This window comes from Streptomyces sp. NPDC002825, assembly GCF_040295385.1.
In the GTDB taxonomy this organism is placed as follows: Bacteria; Actinomycetota; Actinomycetes; order Streptomycetales; family Streptomycetaceae; genus Streptomyces.
Map to the genome: position 1 here is coordinate 26027 of NZ_JBEOVH010000009.1, position 14684 is coordinate 40710.

General features: G+C 72.0%; 15 protein-coding genes. 4 read left to right on the plus strand and 11 right to left on the minus strand.

Annotated elements, in window-relative coordinates; translation table 11 throughout:
* The first annotated feature begins 54 nt into the window (after positions 1-54).
* The gene (gene pyk / locus ABT041_RS14255) at positions 55-1485 is read left to right on the plus strand and encodes a pyruvate kinase (RefSeq protein ID WP_351183759.1); all 1431 of its coding nucleotides are present in this window, start codon (positions 55-57) and stop codon (positions 1483-1485) included.
* Positions 1486-1560: 75 nt separating this feature from the next.
* Here pyk and ABT041_RS14260 read toward each other — a convergent pair whose 3' ends face one another.
* From ABT041_RS14260 to ABT041_RS14275, 4 genes are all read right to left on the minus strand, one after another.
* Positions 1561-2844: a hypothetical protein gene (locus ABT041_RS14260; RefSeq protein ID WP_351183761.1), complete on the minus strand. Its 1284-nt coding sequence runs from the start codon at positions 2842-2844 to the stop codon at positions 1561-1563.
* The gene (locus ABT041_RS14265; protein ID WP_351183763.1) at positions 2834-3427 is read right to left on the minus strand and encodes a DUF6114 domain-containing protein; all 594 of its coding nucleotides are present in this window, start codon (positions 3425-3427) and stop codon (positions 2834-2836) included. Before ABT041_RS14265 ends, ABT041_RS14260 begins: the two co-directional genes overlap by 11 nt.
* A 119-nt stretch (positions 3428-3546) precedes the next feature.
* Complete coding sequence (locus ABT041_RS14270) at positions 3547-4212, minus strand: DUF6230 family protein (protein WP_351183765.1); 666 nt, start codon at positions 4210-4212, stop codon at positions 3547-3549.
* A 591-nt stretch (positions 4213-4803) separates the two neighbouring features.
* Positions 4804-5769 carry a tetratricopeptide repeat protein gene (locus ABT041_RS14275; protein WP_351183767.1) on the minus strand — a complete coding sequence of 322 codons (966 nt, stop codon included), beginning with the start codon at positions 5767-5769 and terminating at the stop codon, positions 4804-4806.
* Positions 5770-6099: 330 nt separating this feature from the next.
* Here ABT041_RS14275 and ABT041_RS14280 point away from each other — a divergent pair, with 330 nt between their 5' ends.
* Together ABT041_RS14280 and ABT041_RS14285 are read left to right on the plus strand one after the other, a co-directional pair.
* A complete protein-coding gene (locus tag ABT041_RS14280) occupies positions 6100-6732 on the plus strand; it encodes a TetR/AcrR family transcriptional regulator (protein ID WP_351183769.1) in 633 nt (210 codons plus the stop codon).
* A 35-nt stretch (positions 6733-6767) separates the two neighbouring features.
* A complete protein-coding gene (locus ABT041_RS14285; RefSeq protein ID WP_502976474.1) occupies positions 6768-7187 on the plus strand; it encodes a PPOX class F420-dependent oxidoreductase in 420 nt (139 codons plus the stop codon).
* A gap of 61 nt (positions 7188-7248) precedes the next feature.
* Here the strand turns inward: ABT041_RS14285 and icmA are convergent, their stop codons facing one another.
* The 4 genes from icmA to ABT041_RS14305 form a co-directional block, all read right to left on the minus strand.
* The gene (gene icmA / locus ABT041_RS14290) at positions 7249-8949 is read right to left on the minus strand and encodes a coenzyme B12-dependent isobutyryl-CoA mutase large subunit (RefSeq protein ID WP_351183773.1); all 1701 of its coding nucleotides are present in this window, start codon (positions 8947-8949) and stop codon (positions 7249-7251) included.
* Between the two features lie 72 nt (positions 8950-9021).
* Positions 9022-9354 (minus strand): DUF3817 domain-containing protein, encoded by a 333-nt coding sequence (locus tag ABT041_RS14295; protein WP_351183775.1) that lies wholly within the window; start codon positions 9352-9354, stop codon positions 9022-9024.
* Between the two features lie 44 nt (positions 9355-9398).
* A complete protein-coding gene (locus ABT041_RS14300; protein WP_351183777.1) occupies positions 9399-9908 on the minus strand; it encodes a MarR family winged helix-turn-helix transcriptional regulator in 510 nt (169 codons plus the stop codon).
* A 31-nt stretch (positions 9909-9939) separates the two neighbouring features.
* Positions 9940-11493, minus strand: a complete 1554-nt coding sequence (locus tag ABT041_RS14305) for an MFS transporter (RefSeq protein ID WP_351183779.1) — start codon at positions 11491-11493, stop codon at positions 9940-9942.
* Positions 11494-11575: 82 nt separating this feature from the next.
* Here ABT041_RS14305 and ABT041_RS14310 point away from each other — a divergent pair, with 82 nt between their 5' ends.
* Positions 11576-12568: an ArsR/SmtB family transcription factor gene (locus ABT041_RS14310; RefSeq protein WP_351183781.1), complete on the plus strand. Its 993-nt coding sequence runs from the start codon at positions 11576-11578 to the stop codon at positions 12566-12568.
* A 3-nt stretch (positions 12569-12571) separates the two neighbouring features.
* Here the strand turns inward: ABT041_RS14310 and ABT041_RS14315 are convergent, their stop codons facing one another.
* Genes ABT041_RS14315 through ABT041_RS14325 form a run of 3 tightly spaced genes read right to left on the minus strand, consistent with a single transcriptional unit; the run spans position 12572 to position 14660 of the window.
* Positions 12572-13261, minus strand: a complete 690-nt coding sequence (locus ABT041_RS14315; protein WP_351183783.1) for a TetR/AcrR family transcriptional regulator — start codon at positions 13259-13261, stop codon at positions 12572-12574.
* Positions 13258-13941: a DUF4166 domain-containing protein gene (locus ABT041_RS14320; protein ID WP_351183785.1), complete on the minus strand. Its 684-nt coding sequence runs from the start codon at positions 13939-13941 to the stop codon at positions 13258-13260. The genes ABT041_RS14315 and ABT041_RS14320 overlap by 4 nt, the downstream gene beginning before the upstream one ends.
* Positions 13938-14660 carry a hypothetical protein gene (locus ABT041_RS14325; RefSeq protein ID WP_351183787.1) on the minus strand — a complete coding sequence of 241 codons (723 nt, stop codon included), beginning with the start codon at positions 14658-14660 and terminating at the stop codon, positions 13938-13940. The genes ABT041_RS14320 and ABT041_RS14325 overlap by 4 nt, the downstream gene beginning before the upstream one ends.
* Positions 14661-14684: the final 24 nt, after the last annotated feature.

A 14684-nucleotide genomic window follows, 5' to 3' on the forward strand; every position in this document is an offset into this window, starting at 1 on the left:
ACTTTCCGCCAGACGGAATATTCCGCAGTGAAACAAACCGATAGGATCCGCCTCATGCGCCGTTCCAAAATCGTCTGCACGCTGGGCCCCGCCGTCGACTCGTATGAGCAGCTGAAGGCTCTCATCGAGGCCGGTATGAACGTGGCCCGATTCAACTTCAGCCACGGGTCCCAGGCAGAGCACCAGGAGCGGTACGACCGCGTCCGGCAGGTCTCGGCGGACACCGGGCGCGCCGTCGGCGTCCTCGCCGACCTCCAGGGCCCGAAGATCCGTCTGGAGACCTTCGCCGAAGGACCGGTCGAGCTGGTGCGCGGTGACGAGTTCACCATCACCACCGAGGACGTCCCGGGCGACAAGTCGATCTGCGGCACCACGTACAAGGGTCTGCCGGGCGACGTCTCCAAGGGCGACCAGGTCCTCATCAACGACGGCAACGTCGAGCTGCGGGTCGTCGAGGTCGACGGTCCCCGCGTCAAGACGATCGTCGTCGAGGGCGGTGTCATCTCCGACCACAAGGGCATCAACCTGCCCGGCGCGGCCGTGAACGTCCCGGCCCTGTCGGAGAAGGACGTCGACGACCTCCGCTTCGCCCTGCGGATGGGCTGCGACATGGTCGCCCTGTCCTTCGTCCGTGACGCCAACGACGTCAAGGACGTCCACAAGGTGATGGACGAGGAGGGCCGCCGGGTCCCCGTCATCGCCAAGGTCGAGAAGCCGCAGGCCGTGGAGAACATGGCCGATGTCGTCGCCGCCTTCGACGCGGTCATGGTGGCCCGTGGCGACCTCGCCGTGGAGTACCCGCTCGAGAAGGTCCCGATGGTGCAGAAGCGCCTCGTGGAGATGTGCCGCCGCAACGCGAAGCCGGTCATCGTCGCCACCCAGATGATGGAGTCGATGATCACCAACTCGCGGCCGACCCGCGCCGAGGCGAGCGACGTCGCCAACGCGATCCTGGACGGTGCGGACGCGGTCATGCTGTCGGCCGAGTCCTCGGTCGGCGCCTACCCGATCGAGACCGTGAAGACGATGTCGAAGATCGTCGCCGCGGCCGAGGAGGAGCTGCTCTCCAAGGGCCTCCAGCCGCTGGTCCCGGGCAAGAAGCCGCGTACCCAGGGCGGCTCGGTCGCCCGCGCCGCCTGCGAGATCGCGGACTTCCTGGACGGCAAGGCGCTCATCGCCTTCACCCAGTCCGGCGACACGGCCCGCCGTCTCTCCCGCTACCGCACGCAGCAGCCGATCCTCGCCTTCACGACGGACGAGGGCACCCGCAACCAGCTCACCCTGAGCTGGGGCGTGGAGTCCTTCCTGGTCCCGTTCGTGGACAACACGGACGCCATGGTCGACCTCGTGGACGCCGAGCTGCTCAAGCTCCAGCGCTACAACGCGGGCGACACGATGGTCATCACCGCCGGCTCGCCCCCCGGTGTCCCCGGCACGACCAACATGGTCCGTGTCCACCACCTCGGCGGCGGCGAGCACGCCTGACGCCCATGACGAGGGCCCCCGTCCGGATCGGACGGGGGCCCTCGTCGTCGTGCGGCTCCCGGAGTGGTACGGGGGTCAGCTGGGCTCGATCGTGTTGCGCAGGCCCGGGACCTTGAGGGTGCCGCCGAACTGGCCCGCCTGCTTGAGCTTCACGCTGGTGAAGAAGGCGAACGGGACGTCCAGCGGGGGCGGGGACTCGGGGCCGAAGGTAATCGGGATGAGGCCGAAGAGGTTGCCCTTCAGCTCCTCCGTGTACATCGTCACCGTGCCGTTGCGGATGGTCGAGGTCGAGCCCCTGTCGGAGCGGACGTGGGCGGTGCGGCCCTCGGAGTGGTCCGTCAGCTGGTGCAGGTCCTTGATGTCCACCGAGGACGCGGTGAACTTCAGCACCTTCTTGATCTTGCCGCTGCCGGTCTTGACCTCGACGATGCCGTGGTACTTCAGGCCGTTCAGGGTGAGCAGCGAGCTCTCCAGGCGCCACGGCTCGTCCGGCAGCAGCGGGATGCCGGGCTCCAGCTCGGCGTCCGCGAGAGCCTGCGCGTCGTACTCGGGGCACGGGAAGCGGGGCTTGGCCCCGTCGGGTATGTCCGTGTCCTTCTTGGCGTCGAGGCCCTTGGCGCTCTCGGGGAGCTCCTCGGTCTCGGCACCGGCCTGCGCGGCGGCCTTCTCGATCGCCGTCCTGGTCCGGTCCGCGGCCGGGTCCGCCGCCGTCTTCGTCTTCGGGGTGGCGGTCGGGGCCGGGGTGCCGGTGGGCTGCGTCCCGGTGGGGGCCTCGGTCTGCTGCGGCGCGGGCGTCGTCGGAGCCGCCGTGGTGGGCGTGGCCGTCGGCTCGTTCGGGCCGTCGAAGAGGTCCTTCAGGGCGTCGCCCAGGCCCAGCGGGTCGAGCGGGTTCTTGGACGCCGTCGGCGTCGGGCTGGCCGTGGGCGCGGGGGCGCTCTTCGCCTCCGTCTGCGTCTGCGTCTGTGGCGCGGCCGTCTGTCCCGTCGCCGTGGGCGTCGGGGTGGCGGACGGCGTCGCGGTGGCGGACGGCGTGGCGGTGGCCGAGGGGGTGTCCGTCGGCCGGACCGTGGCGGTGGCGGTGGGCTTGGTGCTCTCGCCGGTCTTCGGCGTCTCGGTGGCCTCCTCCGCCGGCTCGTCGGAGCGCGTCACGCAGGGGCCGGGGGCGAAGGGGATCTCCTTGTCGTCGGCGAGGGCGAGTCTGGGCGTCAGGCCCATGCCCACGAAGACCGCGGTCGGCATGGCCGCGAGCGCCATCGCCTTCCCGGCGGGGCCCTGGATCCTGTTCAGCAGCGACTTGCGCGGGGCCGCGTGCCGCGGGCCCTCCTTCGCGAGCGCCGACTGAGTCTCGTCACCCCGCACTGTTCCTCCCGCCGTTGGCGTCGATCGTCGTTTCGGTCGCCTGGTGCTCCGCCTCGCGCTGCTCCGGGACCGCGGCCGTGGGCACGACCTCCGTCGCGGGCTCGGTCGCGGGCTCGGTCGCGGACTCCGCGCCGGCCTCGTCCGAGGCCTCCGTCCAACCGTCGTGCTCTGCGTCCTTGGTCTCCTCGACGGGGGGCGCGGGGGCCCAGGCGGCGGACATGCCGCCCCCGACGAGGGCGAACAGGAATCCGATGACGAGGCCGCCGAAGTTCGACACCGGGATGGAGACGAGTGCCAGGACGATCGACGCGATGCCCGCGAAGACGCGGACGACGGGCTGGAACCACATCGTCAGTCCGAGCGTGATCAGCAGGACGCCGATGATCAGCGCTCCGGCTCCGGCGGTCGTCTGCATGGCGAGCGTGACGTTGCCGAGCCGCATGTCCCCGTACGGGAGGTAGGCGATCGGTACGCCGCCGATCATGGTGAGCAGTCCCGCCCAGAAGGGCCGGGTCTGCCGCCAGACCTTGAACCGGTTCTCCTTTTTGGGGACTTCGCGGGAGGCGGGGTACTCGGCGCTCATGGAACAGCTCCCTGGAAGCGGTGTTGCTGAGAAAGATGAAGAGAAGGAACCTGGCGGGTGGGACCGCAGGCGACGGCCCCACCCCTCCGGACGGATCGGTCCTCAGGGACCGGCCGGTCCTAGTAGCACTCGGCGTCCGTGCCGCGGTGCAGCGACAGGTGCAGGTCGGGGAGCTTGAAGGTGCCGGCCGTGGTGGCCCAGGCCTTCTGCTGCACGTTGTTCAGCGTGGCCTGCTCGGCACGCTGGCCGAAGCCGTACGGGTTGGCCTTGGTGTTGGGCTGGATGCCCGGCTTGCCCGGCGACTTCGGGAGGGCACCGGCCGCGACGCCGATGTCGATGTTGGTGAACTCGGCGTCGGCCTTGAGCTCGGAGACATCGAGGTAGATGCCCTTCGCGTAGACCTTGTCCTCGTCCTTGCCGGTCTTGGCGGCCTCGGTGCCGGCCTCCAGGCGGAGGGTGACGTCACCGATGAACGGCACCTTCGGCGTGACGACCGACTGGCACATGTTGGTGATCCAGGCCTCGGAGAAGCCGGACACGGCCACCGGGGCGGCGAAGTCCTTGCCCTCGAGGTCCTTGCCCGCGTCCACGCTGCCGTACTGGACGAAGTCCGTACCGACGAGGCTGTTGGCCTTGACCTTGAATTCCTGGCCGGAAATGCTGAAGGACGCGGCGAGCGCGCCCTGGGCCAGGCCGACACCGATCGCGGCCGTCGCGGCCACACTCGGGACCATGACGACGGCGAACCGCTTCCATCTGGTCCCGCCACGAACCTGGGACTTCATGAGAATTCCTCCTTCTCGGACGTACATCTCCGGAGGGCCCCGGGGGGCCACCCTGGGATGGGAGAAGAGCTACGTCCTCGGGAAGGAGAGCGCCGAGGCATCAGGCGGCGCGACGCGCGTCCGAATCACCGGCGATCACCCCCGAGCGACAACCATGAGCCGCGCCTCAAGGCACGGCCCGGGTCGGACAGGCCCCGTTCGGTGAGAGCGGGAACCCCCCTGTCCGCGACCGGTGCCGGAACACCGGTCCACTCGGTGGGGACCCTCGCCGCGTTCCCGGTTGGTCTCCGGGGGCTGCGGTTCGGACCGAGCGTCGCCGATCGTGGTCCATTCCGGGCCCCCGCACAAGGGGGTTCGTTACTGGCTAGTAACGGGTGGATAACCACGCCATGGCGGCACGGGACCGAACGGGCACTCTGGGTGCGTTCGAGCGACCGGGAATGTCAGGAGATCATCGGATGAATGCGGACAGAACGCCGGGTTCGATTTACTGCAAGTAACAGCGGCCGCGATTACCAAGTTTTGGTAAAGCGCGGCCGCGATTTGTCACCCTGCTGCCAAATCGTTTGACGATCCGGCACCGCCGGGGAGCTAGAACAGCACCCGGGCGAGGGCCTGCCGGGCCGCCGTCACGCGCGGGTCCTCGGCTCCGATCACCTCGAACAGCTCCAGGAGACGCAGCCGCGCCGCGTTCCGGTCCTCGCCCGCCGTGCGGCGCACGGTCTCCACGAGACGCCCGAAGGCGTCCTGCACGTGACCGCCCACCAGATCGAGGTCGGCGGCGGCGATCTGCGCATCCACGTCGGCCGGGTTGTCCGCCGCGTTCTTCCGGACGACGCCGGGGTCCAGGTCCCGCACCCGGGTGAGCAGTTCGGCCTGCGCGAGGCCGAGCTTCGCCTCCGGGTGGGCCGGGTCGTCGGCGAGCACGTTCTTGTACGCCTGGACGGCGCCGGCCAGGTCGCCCGCGTCGAGGGCGGACATGGCCGCTTCGAGGAGGGCGTCGTACGGACCGGCCTGCCGCGCGGCGGGGGCCGAGCCGTCGGCGTCCGCGTCCACGGTGATGCCGGTGAGGCCGAAGCGCTCCTCGCCGATGCGGATCAGCTCGTCGAGGGTCTCCCGGATCTGGCCCTCGGGCACCGCACCCTGGAACAGCGGCAGCGCCTGACCGGCGACCACCGCGAAAACGGCCGGAATTCCCTGGATGCCGAACTGCTGCATCAGCATCTGGTTGGCGTCGACGTCGATCTTCGCGAGCAGGAAGCGGCCGTTGTACTCGACGGCCAGACGCTCCAGGAGGGGGCCGAGCTGCTTGCACGGCTCGCACCACTCGGCCCAGAAGTCGAGGACGACCGGGACCTCGGCCGAGCGCTGGAGCACCTCACGCTCGAAGCCGGCCTCGTCGACGTCGATCACCAGGGCCGACGGGGGCACGGCGGCGGAACCGCCCTGCCGGGCGGCTTCGGCGCGCACCTGCTCCGCCTTCGCCTTGGCCTCTCCGGCCGCCTTCACCGCGGCGAGGTCGACGACGCCGCTCATGGACATGTTTCGGGGCTGCATGGATACATCCTCCCCCTTCCGCGCGCGTAACCGGTAAGCCATGGCTGAACCGTGCCGTCCGCGCATCTCCCGCCGGTGTGCGAGACGCGTGGACGACACGGTTCTTCGTCTTCGTGGCGCCGGATCCCCATCCGGTGCCGTCTTTCGCGCCGGGTCCCCACCCGGCACTGTGTTGGTTGTCGCTCAGGCCGCTCAATGCCTTTCGCTACAGGTCGTAGCGTAACTCCGGGGAAGGATCCGACGGGAGGGCGCGAGCCCGATCCGCACGGTGAACTGCCTCACATCACCGACCCCTGGCGGTATACCTACCGGCGGGTATGGTCCCTTTCCATGTGTAAGCGCACGAACCCCCGCAACGGCCGTACCGGGCGCCCCCGCTCCATCGAGGCCGACACGGCCATCCTGGAGGCCACTCGGGCGGCCCTGGTCGACCTGGGCTGGTCCAAGCTCACGATGGGGGACGTGGCCGGCCGCGCCGGGGTTGCGAAGACGACGCTCTACCGCCGCTGGGCCAACAAGAACGAGCTCGTCGTGGACGCCGTCGCCGTCCTCTTCGACGAACTCGAACTGCCCGACCTGGGTTCCCTCCAGGCCGACATCGAGCATGTGGTGCTGCAGTTCGCGGCGCTCCTCGAACGGCCCGAGACGAAGACGGCCCTGATGGCGGTGGTCGCGGAGTCGACCCGGGACGAGCCGCTGCGCGAGCGCATCCGAACCTCCATAGTCGACCGGCAGAAGCGGCTGGTCCTGGCGGGCCGCGAGCGGGCGCAGCAGCGCGGCGAACTGCCGCACCACCTCGACCCCGTGGCCGTGGACGCCACCGACGACCTGATCTTCGACGTCGTCGCTGGCGCGGTCGTGCACCGGGCGCTGGTCAGCGCCGAGCCGGTCGACGGCCCCTGGGCGGGCCGCCTCGCGGCGCTCCTGATGGGCGGCCTGGGCGCCGCGGCGGCAGCGGGCTGAAAAGGGCGGGCGCGGTCCACCTGCCGCCCCCTACCGTGGCGTCCGTGACGAATCACCTGTCGGACTCCGTCCGCGCGCTGCTCGACGACGTCAACCCGGCCGTGCTGGCCACGATCCAGCCCGACGGCTCCCCGCAGACCTCGGTCGTGTGGGTCGGCCGCGAGGGCGACGACCTCCTGATCTCCAGCCAGGACGGCCGCCGCAAGATCAAGAACATCCGGGCAGACGCCCGTGTCAGCCTCACCGTCCACGACCGCCACGACCCCCTGCGCTACGCGGAGATACGGGGCACGGCGACGGTCACCGAGGACGCCGGCCGGGCGCTGGCCGTGGCGCTCGCCGAGCAGTACGAGGGCGAGGGCGCCGGGCAGGAGTACCGGGAGCTGCCGCCGGAGGAGGTGCGGGTGGTCGTCCGGATCACCCCGACGAAGGTCCTCGGCACGGCCGCGAAGTGAGTCACCTCGTGCGGCAGGGGCGGTACGGGAGTTCCCGTACCGCCCCTGCCGTCTGCGGGGTCTAGAAGCCCGGGGGCTCCGTGTAGACGCCCCACTCGTCGCGCAGGGCGTCGCAGATCTCGCCGAGGGTGGCCTCGGCTCGGACGGCCTCCAGCATCGGGGCGATCATGTTCGAGCCGTCGCGGGCGGCGGCCAGCATCGCGTCGATGGAGGCGCGGACCTTGGCGTCGTCACGGCGTCCCTTGCGCTCGCCGAGGACGCGGACCTGCTCCCACTCGACCTCGTGGCTGACGCGCAGGATCTCCAGGTCGCCGGTGACGGAGCCGTGGTGGACGTTGACGCCGACGACCCGCTTGTCGCCCTTCTCCAGGGACCGCTGGTACTGGAAGGCGGACTCGGCGATCTCGCCGGTGAACCAGCCGTCCTCGATGCCGCGCAGGATGCCGGAGGTGATCGGGCCGATGGGGTGCTGCCCGTCCGGGTGGGCGCGGCGGCCGCGCTCCTTGATCTGGTCGAAGATCTTCTCGGCGTCGGCCTCGATGCGGTCGGTGAGCTGCTCGACGTACCAGGAACCGCCCAGCGGGTCGGCGACGTTGGCGACGCCGGTCTCCTCCATCAGCACCTGCTGGGTGCGCAGCGCGATCTCGGCGGCCTGCTCGCTGGGGAGCGCGAGGGTCTCGTCGAGCGCGTTGGTGTGGAGGGAGTTGGTGCCGCCGAGGACGGCGGAGAGGGCCTCGACCGCGGTGCGCACGACGTTGTTGTACGGCTGCTGGGCGGTGAGGGAGACACCGGCGGTCTGGGTGTGGAAGCGGAGCCACTGGGCCTTGTCGGTCTTGGCGCCGTAGACCTCCTTCATCCAGCGGGCCCAGATCCGGCGGGCGGCGCGGAACTTGGCGATCTCCTCGAAGAAGTCGAGGTGCGCGTCGAAGAAGAAGGAGAGGCCGGGGGCGAAGACGTCGACGTCGAGGCCGCGGGAGAGGCCGAGCTCCACGTAGCCGAAGCCGTCGGCGAGGGTGTACGCGAGCTCCTGCGCGGCCGTCGCGCCGGCCTCGCGGATGTGGTAGCCGGAGACCGACAGCGGCTTGTACGCGGGGATGTTCGCCGCGCAGTGCTCCATCAGGTCGCCGATGAGGCGCAGATGGGGCTCGGGCTCGAAGAGCCACTCCTTCTGCGCGATGTACTCCTTGAAGATGTCGGTCTGGAGCGTGCCGTTGAGGACGCCCGGGTCGACGCCCTGGCGCTCGGCGGCGACGAGGTACATGCAGAAGACCGGGACGGCGGGACCGGAGATCGTCATGGACGTCGTGACGTCGCCGAGCGGGATGTCCTTGAAGAGGACCTCCATGTCGGCGGCGGAGTCGATGGCGACACCGCAGTGGCCGACCTCGCCGAGGGAGCGGGGGTCGTCGGAGTCGCGGCCCATGAGGGTCGGCATGTCGAAGGCGACGGAGAGGCCGCCGCCGCCGGCGGCCAGGATCATCTTGTAGCGCTCGTTCGTCTGCTCGGCGTTGCCGAAGCCGGCGAACTGGCGGATGGTCCAGGTCCGGCCCCGGTAGCCGGTCGGGTGGAGTCCCCGGGTGAAGGGGTACTCACCGGGCCAGCCGATGCGCTCGAACCCCTCGTAGGTGTCGCCGGGCCGGGGCCCGTAGACCGGCTCGACGGCGTCGCCGGAGAGCGTGGTGAAGTCGGCGTCCCGCTTGCGGGCCTTGTCGTAACGGGCCTGCCAGCGACGGCGGCCTTCCTCGATGGCGTCAGCGTCCATGCTTCGAATTTACTAGGACGTCCTAGTAAATGTCGATGGCAAACCCCCGCACATCAGTGCGGGGGTGACTGCTCAGGCGTTGGCCGGGGCCGTCTGCGCGCCGCTGACCAGCGGAAGCGTCTCGGCGACGACCTTGCGCTCGACGAAGAACGCGGCGGTCGGGATGGTGCCGGAGACCAGCACCCACAGGAGCTTGCCGAACGGCCACTTGGCCTTGGAGCCCAGGTCGAAGGCGAAGATCAGGTAGATGATGTAGAGGACGCCGTGGAGCTGGGAGACCGCGAAGGTCAGGTCCTCGCCGACGCCGAAGCCGTACTTGGCGACCATGCACGCGCACAGGATGAGGAGCATGACCGCGGTCACGTACGCCATGACGCGGTAGCGGGTCAGCACGCTGGATTTCATGCCGTCGAGCGTAACGGCACGTTCCGGGCGATCTTCGCGGGGGGTCAGCCCTCGTCGAAGTCGTGCGCGGCGACCCGGAGGGGGCGCAGGAGGGCGAAGATCTCGGCGCACTCCTCGGCGTCGTACGCGCCGAGCCCGAAGTCCATCTCCATCAGGTCGCGGGTCGCTGCCTCGACGACCTCACGGCCCTTCGCGGTGATGGAGGCGAGGGTCCCGCGCCCGTCGTTGGGGTTGGGGCGCTTGTCGACGAGACCGGACTTCACCAGCCGGTCCACCGTGTTCGTCACGGACGTGGGGTGGACCATCAACCGCTCGCCGATCTTCGACATCGGCAGCTCGCCGGCCTTGGAGAAGGTGAGCAGGACCAGCGCCTCGTACCGCGCGAAGGTCAGCCCGTACGGCTTGACCACGGCGTCGACCTCCGCGAGGAGGATCTGGTGGGCGCGCATGATCGAGGTGATCGCGGCCATCGAGGGGACCGGGCCCCAGCGCTTCTGCCAGAGTTCGTCGGCTCGGGCGATGGGGTCGAAGGGGAGACTGAGCGGCTTCGGCACCCGTCGACCATACCGACTGGTCATATGCCGGTCAGCCCCGTCTCGCCTTTCGGTCGCCGGCCCGGTCGCCGCGCGGACCGCCGCCTCCGGTCGCCCGCAGCTCCACGGCGGCGGCGAGCAGGCAGAGGGTGCCGACGACGCCGGTACCGGCCACGACCGTGTGGACGGGGGCGAACTCGGCGGCGACACCGGCCCCCGCCATGCCGACGCCCTGGACGGTCATCATGCCCGCCGACATCAGGGTCATGGCCCTTCCCCGCTGCTCCTCGGGCACCGCTTCGACGAACCAGGCGTCGAGGCCGAGGGTGTACGCGCCGGTGGCGCCGGCCAGGAAGAGGGCGACGGCCGCGAGGGCGACGCCGGGCCGGGGGCCGTAGAGGAGGTACGGCAGGACGCCGGCGACGGCGAGCGGCAGCACGATCCGGGAGCGGGTCGCGGCGGAGAGGAACGATCCGGCGAAGAGCTCCCCCGCGATCGTCCCGACGGGCAGCGCGCACATGAGGAGGCCGAGGGCGGCCGTGGAGACGCCGATCTCGTCGGCGTAGGGGGCGGCGAGGGCCTCGGGGACGACGGCGAAGAGCGGCGGCACCCAGAACATCAGCATCAGGGCCCGCACCCGCCGGTTCCGCAGCACGGCCCGGGTCCCGGAGAGCCCGCCCGTCCCGCCGCCCGCCCTGGCCGGCCGGCGGGCCGTGCCGATCCGCAGCAGGAGCGCGGAGACGAGGAAGGTGGCGGTGGTCACGGCGAGGGCGCCGCGGGGCGGGACGACGGTGAGGAGGAGGCCGCCCGCGGCGAAGCCGGTGAGCAGGGCGCTCTGCGACACGATCCGCAGCAGCGAGCGCCCGAGCACGAAGAGGTCGCCCTCGCCGAGGATGTCGGCGAGGGTCGCCATGCGGGTGCCCTGGAAGACGGGCGAGACGACGGCGATGGCGCAGCGCAGCGCGAGCAGCGCGGCGACGGGGGTGGCGGGCGCGGTCATGAGCGCGACGCAGCCGGCGCAGACGAGGTCGCAGACGACGAGGATCCGGCGGGGCGGAAGCCGGTCGGCGAGCCCGGCGAGGAGGGTGCCGCCGAGGAGGTACGGCAGGAACCCGAGCGCGAAGGTGAGCGAGGAGAGCAGCGGCGAGCGGGTCATGTCGTACACGAGCACGGTGAGCGCGAGCTCGCTGACGACGATCCCGAGCAACGAGAACAGATGCGCCACGAACACGAACCGGAACTCGCGAACGGCGAAGACGGCCCGGTAGCCGGAGGACGCGAGCGCGGGCGCGGAGCCGGCGGGGCCTGAGGCGCCCTGGCCGACCGGGCCCGAATCGCGGGCGGGAGCTGCGGCTGCGGCTGGAGCCGAGTCGCCGACCGGGGGCGGGGCGACGGCCGGGGGCGCGGGTCGGTCGGTGGGCGGGGCGGGGGCTGCGGCTGCGGCTGCGGCTGCGGCTGCGGCTGGAGCCGAGTCGCCGACCGGGGGCGGGGCGACGGCCGGGGGCGCGGGTCGGTCGGTGGGCGGGGCGGGGGCGGTGGCGGGGAAGGCGCGGGCAGGGCGGTGCGCGGCCGCCGGTGTCGGCGTCCGAAGGTCGTTCTCGGGCATGGGCGCAGCCTGCCGCGCCGGGGGCCCCGGCCCTAGACTTTCGGCTCCAGACGAATGTTCTGCCGCGTCCCCCGGAGGCCCCGTGCCGTACCACCTGCGCTTCGGCGAGGCCGACCCGCTGCGGATCCGGTTCGCGATCTCGCCGCTCTGGGAGACGCACTCCGCCGTGCGGGTCCTCGCGCGGCCCGCGAAGCAGGGCTACCACCTGCCCTGGATGCGGCGCATCGCGGGCGCCGCCCGCGGGGTCGACCTCGCGCCGCTCCAGCTCCTGATGCCGCTGCGCGGGCACAGCCCGGACTTCCTCTATCCGCCGCCGCTCCGCCCCGCCGCCTCCGTCGAGGAGGAGATCGCGGCCGTACGGGAGACCGACCCGGCGCTCGCCCTGGACGACTTCCGGCGGGCGCTCGCCGAGACGCCGGGCGCGGCGGACACGGCGGAGGGGCGCCGGATGCTCGCCGATCCCGCCGGGGCGGTGGACCGGCTCGCCGATCTGCTGCAGGCCGCCTGGGAGGCGCTGGTCGCGCCCGAGTGGCCCCGGCTGCGCGCACTCCTGGAGGCGGACGTGGCGTACCACTCGCGGCGGCTCGCGGAGGGCGGGCTCGAACGGCTCCTGGGCGAGCTGCATCCGGCCTTCGACTGGGCGGCGGAGACGGCCACGCTCCGGGTGGACTACCCCGGGGAGCACGACCGGCCGCTGGACGGGCAGGGCCTGGTCCTGATGCCCTCGGTGTTCACCTGGCCGGACGTGGTGAGCGGCTTCGATCCGCCGTGGCAGCCGACGGTGGTCTATCCGGTCCGCGGGATCGGCGGCCTGTGGACGGAGGCCGGGAACCGCACCCCGGAGGCGCTGGCCCGGCTGCTCGGCCCGGTGCGGGCGAACGTGCTGTGCGCCCTGGCGGAGCCGATGGGGACGACGGCGCTGGCGCATCTCCTCGGCCGGGCGCCCTCGTCGGTCTCCTCGCATCTGACGGTGCTGCGGGACGCGGGGCTGCTGACCTCGCGCCGGTACGGCCACCAGGTGCTGTACGAGCGGACGCCGCTGGGCATCGCGCTGTCGCAGCCCGACCCGGGCTGAGCCTCAGGGCTCGAGCCGGCGCCGCAGCGTGTACGTGACGGCCTTCCGCGCCACCGGGTTCAGCTCCTCGACCGCGGTCATCAGGGCGCCGAGCTGCTCCAGGGCCGTGAGCGCGGCCTCCGCGCCCGCGGGGTCGACCCCTTCGTAGAGTTCCAGGCCGACGAAGGAGGCGGCGACCGCGCGGGCGAGGCCGGCGGGGTCGGTGAACTCGGCGAGCGGGGTCCCGGCGAGGACGCGGACGAGGACCTGCTCGATCTCGGCGATCCACAGGTCGAGCCCGGCGGCCGTGGCCGGGGCGAGCCGGGGGTGGGTCTGGGCGCCGGCGAGCAGCTGCCCGAGGACGGCGACATGGCCGGCGTCCCGCTCCTCGGTGTGCATCTCGCGCCCGAAGGCGAGCAGCTCGGAGAGGCTGGAGACGGAGCGCAGCCGCTCCCGGTGGCGGGCCACCCGCTGCTCGGCGCCGTGCCGGCAGGCGGCGGAGAGCAGCTCGTCGACGGAGCCGAAGTGGTAGAAGACGAGGGCCTGGTTGACCCCGGCGGTGGTCGCGATCGCGCGCGCGGAGGCCTTGGCGATGCCCTGCTCGACGAGGGTGCGCAGGGCGCCGTCGAGCAGCTTCTCGCGGGTCTCCTGGCTCCGCGCGTCCTGCGCCGCGGCCTTGGGGACCTTGGCGCCCTCCGCGGTCCGCCCGCTCATGCCCGTACCTCCTCGCGCACCGGGCGCAGCCCGGCGCGCACCCCCCGGGAGCCTACGTCGGCGTAGTCGGCGGTGAAGGACCCCCGGTAGCCGAAGAGCGGCCCGAAGTGGCGGTTGACCACCCGGACGTCGATGCGGAAGCGGCCGGTGCGCTCGTCGAAGGACTCGCGGACCTCGGCCCGGCCGCCCACGAGTTCGGGGACGCGGACGTCGAGCGCGCCCTCGCGGAAGCGGTGCTCGCCGGAGGTGATGAGGAGCGAGCCGTCGGGCTGTGCGGTCGGGTGCAGATCGCTGGCGAGGTGCTGGTGGGTGCCGAGGTAGTCGAGGACGCAGTTCCGCTCGGGGCTGTGGACCATGGTGGCGTCGAAGCGTCGGGGGCCGCCGGGCAGGGCGAAGGTGCGGACGAAGGTGACGGTCTCCCGCCCGTACGAGTCGGTGTAGGGGACGTTCTCGATGGTGAAGGGGACGTCGCGGCCGGTGCGGGGCAGCAGGATGTTCCGCAGCCCGCCGAGCGCGAGGAAGGGCTTCACGAAGGCCCGGCCGTGCCAGATGCGGTCCATGACGCCCCGGCCGACGCACATCTCGCCGCTCGCGAGGCCGACGGAGAAGCGCCGCTGGAGCTCGGGGTGGAGCCGCTCGAACTCGGCGTCCCCCATGGCGGTGCGGAAGATCGAGGTCACGGCTGCTCCAGGGTGGCGAGGAGCCGGGGCTCCCGGTGGCGGGCGGGCGGGGTGCGCAGACAGCGCCGGGCGGCGGGGGTGCGCGGCGAGGGCGGGACGAGGACGGCGACGGCGAGCCCGAGGACGGTGAGCGGGAGGGCGGCGAGCGACACGAGTCCCAGCGGCAGGGCGGCGGCGGTCCACGGCACGGCCACGAGCAGGATCCGGGCGGCGAGTTCGAGGAGCCAGCGGTCGCGGGAGCGCTCGGGGGTGATCCCGTACTCGCACCAGAGCCGCAGCCGGTCGAAGGACCAGGCGGTGGCCCAGCCCATGAGGGGCCGGAGCACGAGCCGGTCGGCGATCCGGCCGGGACGGCCCCAGCGGGGCCGGTAGTCGTAGCCGGTCAGGAAGCGGATGCCGTCCGGGGCGGGCACGTACCGCCAGTACCCGCTGCCCTCGGCGAGGAGCGAGAGCGGGTGCGGCGAGGCGAACCGGAGGGCGGAGACCCGGTCGCCGCCGGCCCGGTGGCGCTCCCCCGCGGAGACACCGGTGCCGGCGACGGCCAGGAAGGGCAGGACGCGGGTCGCGTAGCGGAAGTGCTGGGGCTCGCCCTCGGCGCGCGGGAGGTAGGAGATCTCCGTGAACCGCAGGTCCCACCGCTGGTGGCGGTCGGGTTCCTGCGTGCGTTCCCAGAGCGTCTCCAGATCCGCGCGCACGCGTGTCTCGATGTAGAGGCCCATGGCTGTTCCCCCAGCTCATCCGGC

What these genes read in the sequence shown, in the direction of transcription:
- pyk (WP_351183759.1), top strand. Translation starts at nt 55, where the DNA reads ATGCGCCGTTCCAAAATCGTCTGCACGCTGGGCCCCGCCGTCGACTCG.
- ABT041_RS14265 (WP_351183763.1), bottom strand. Translation starts at nt 3,427, where the DNA reads ATGAGCGCCGAGTACCCCGCCTCCCGCGAAGTCCCCAAAAAGGAGAAC.
- ABT041_RS14270 (WP_351183765.1), bottom strand. Translation starts at nt 4,212, where the DNA reads ATGAAGTCCCAGGTTCGTGGCGGGACCAGATGGAAGCGGTTCGCCGTC.
- ABT041_RS14275 (WP_351183767.1), bottom strand. Translation starts at nt 5,769, where the DNA reads ATGCAGCCCCGAAACATGTCCATGAGCGGCGTCGTCGACCTCGCCGCG.
- ABT041_RS14280 (WP_351183769.1), top strand. Translation starts at nt 6,100, where the DNA reads ATGTGTAAGCGCACGAACCCCCGCAACGGCCGTACCGGGCGCCCCCGC.
- icmA (WP_351183773.1), bottom strand. Translation starts at nt 8,949, where the DNA reads ATGGACGCTGACGCCATCGAGGAAGGCCGCCGTCGCTGGCAGGCCCGT.
- ABT041_RS14295 (WP_351183775.1), bottom strand. Translation starts at nt 9,354, where the DNA reads ATGAAATCCAGCGTGCTGACCCGCTACCGCGTCATGGCGTACGTGACC.
- ABT041_RS14305 (WP_351183779.1), bottom strand. Translation starts at nt 11,493, where the DNA reads ATGCCCGAGAACGACCTTCGGACGCCGACACCGGCGGCCGCGCACCGC.
- ABT041_RS14315 (WP_351183783.1), bottom strand. Translation starts at nt 13,261, where the DNA reads ATGAGCGGGCGGACCGCGGAGGGCGCCAAGGTCCCCAAGGCCGCGGCG.
- ABT041_RS14325 (WP_351183787.1), bottom strand. Translation starts at nt 14,660, where the DNA reads ATGGGCCTCTACATCGAGACACGCGTGCGCGCGGATCTGGAGACGCTC.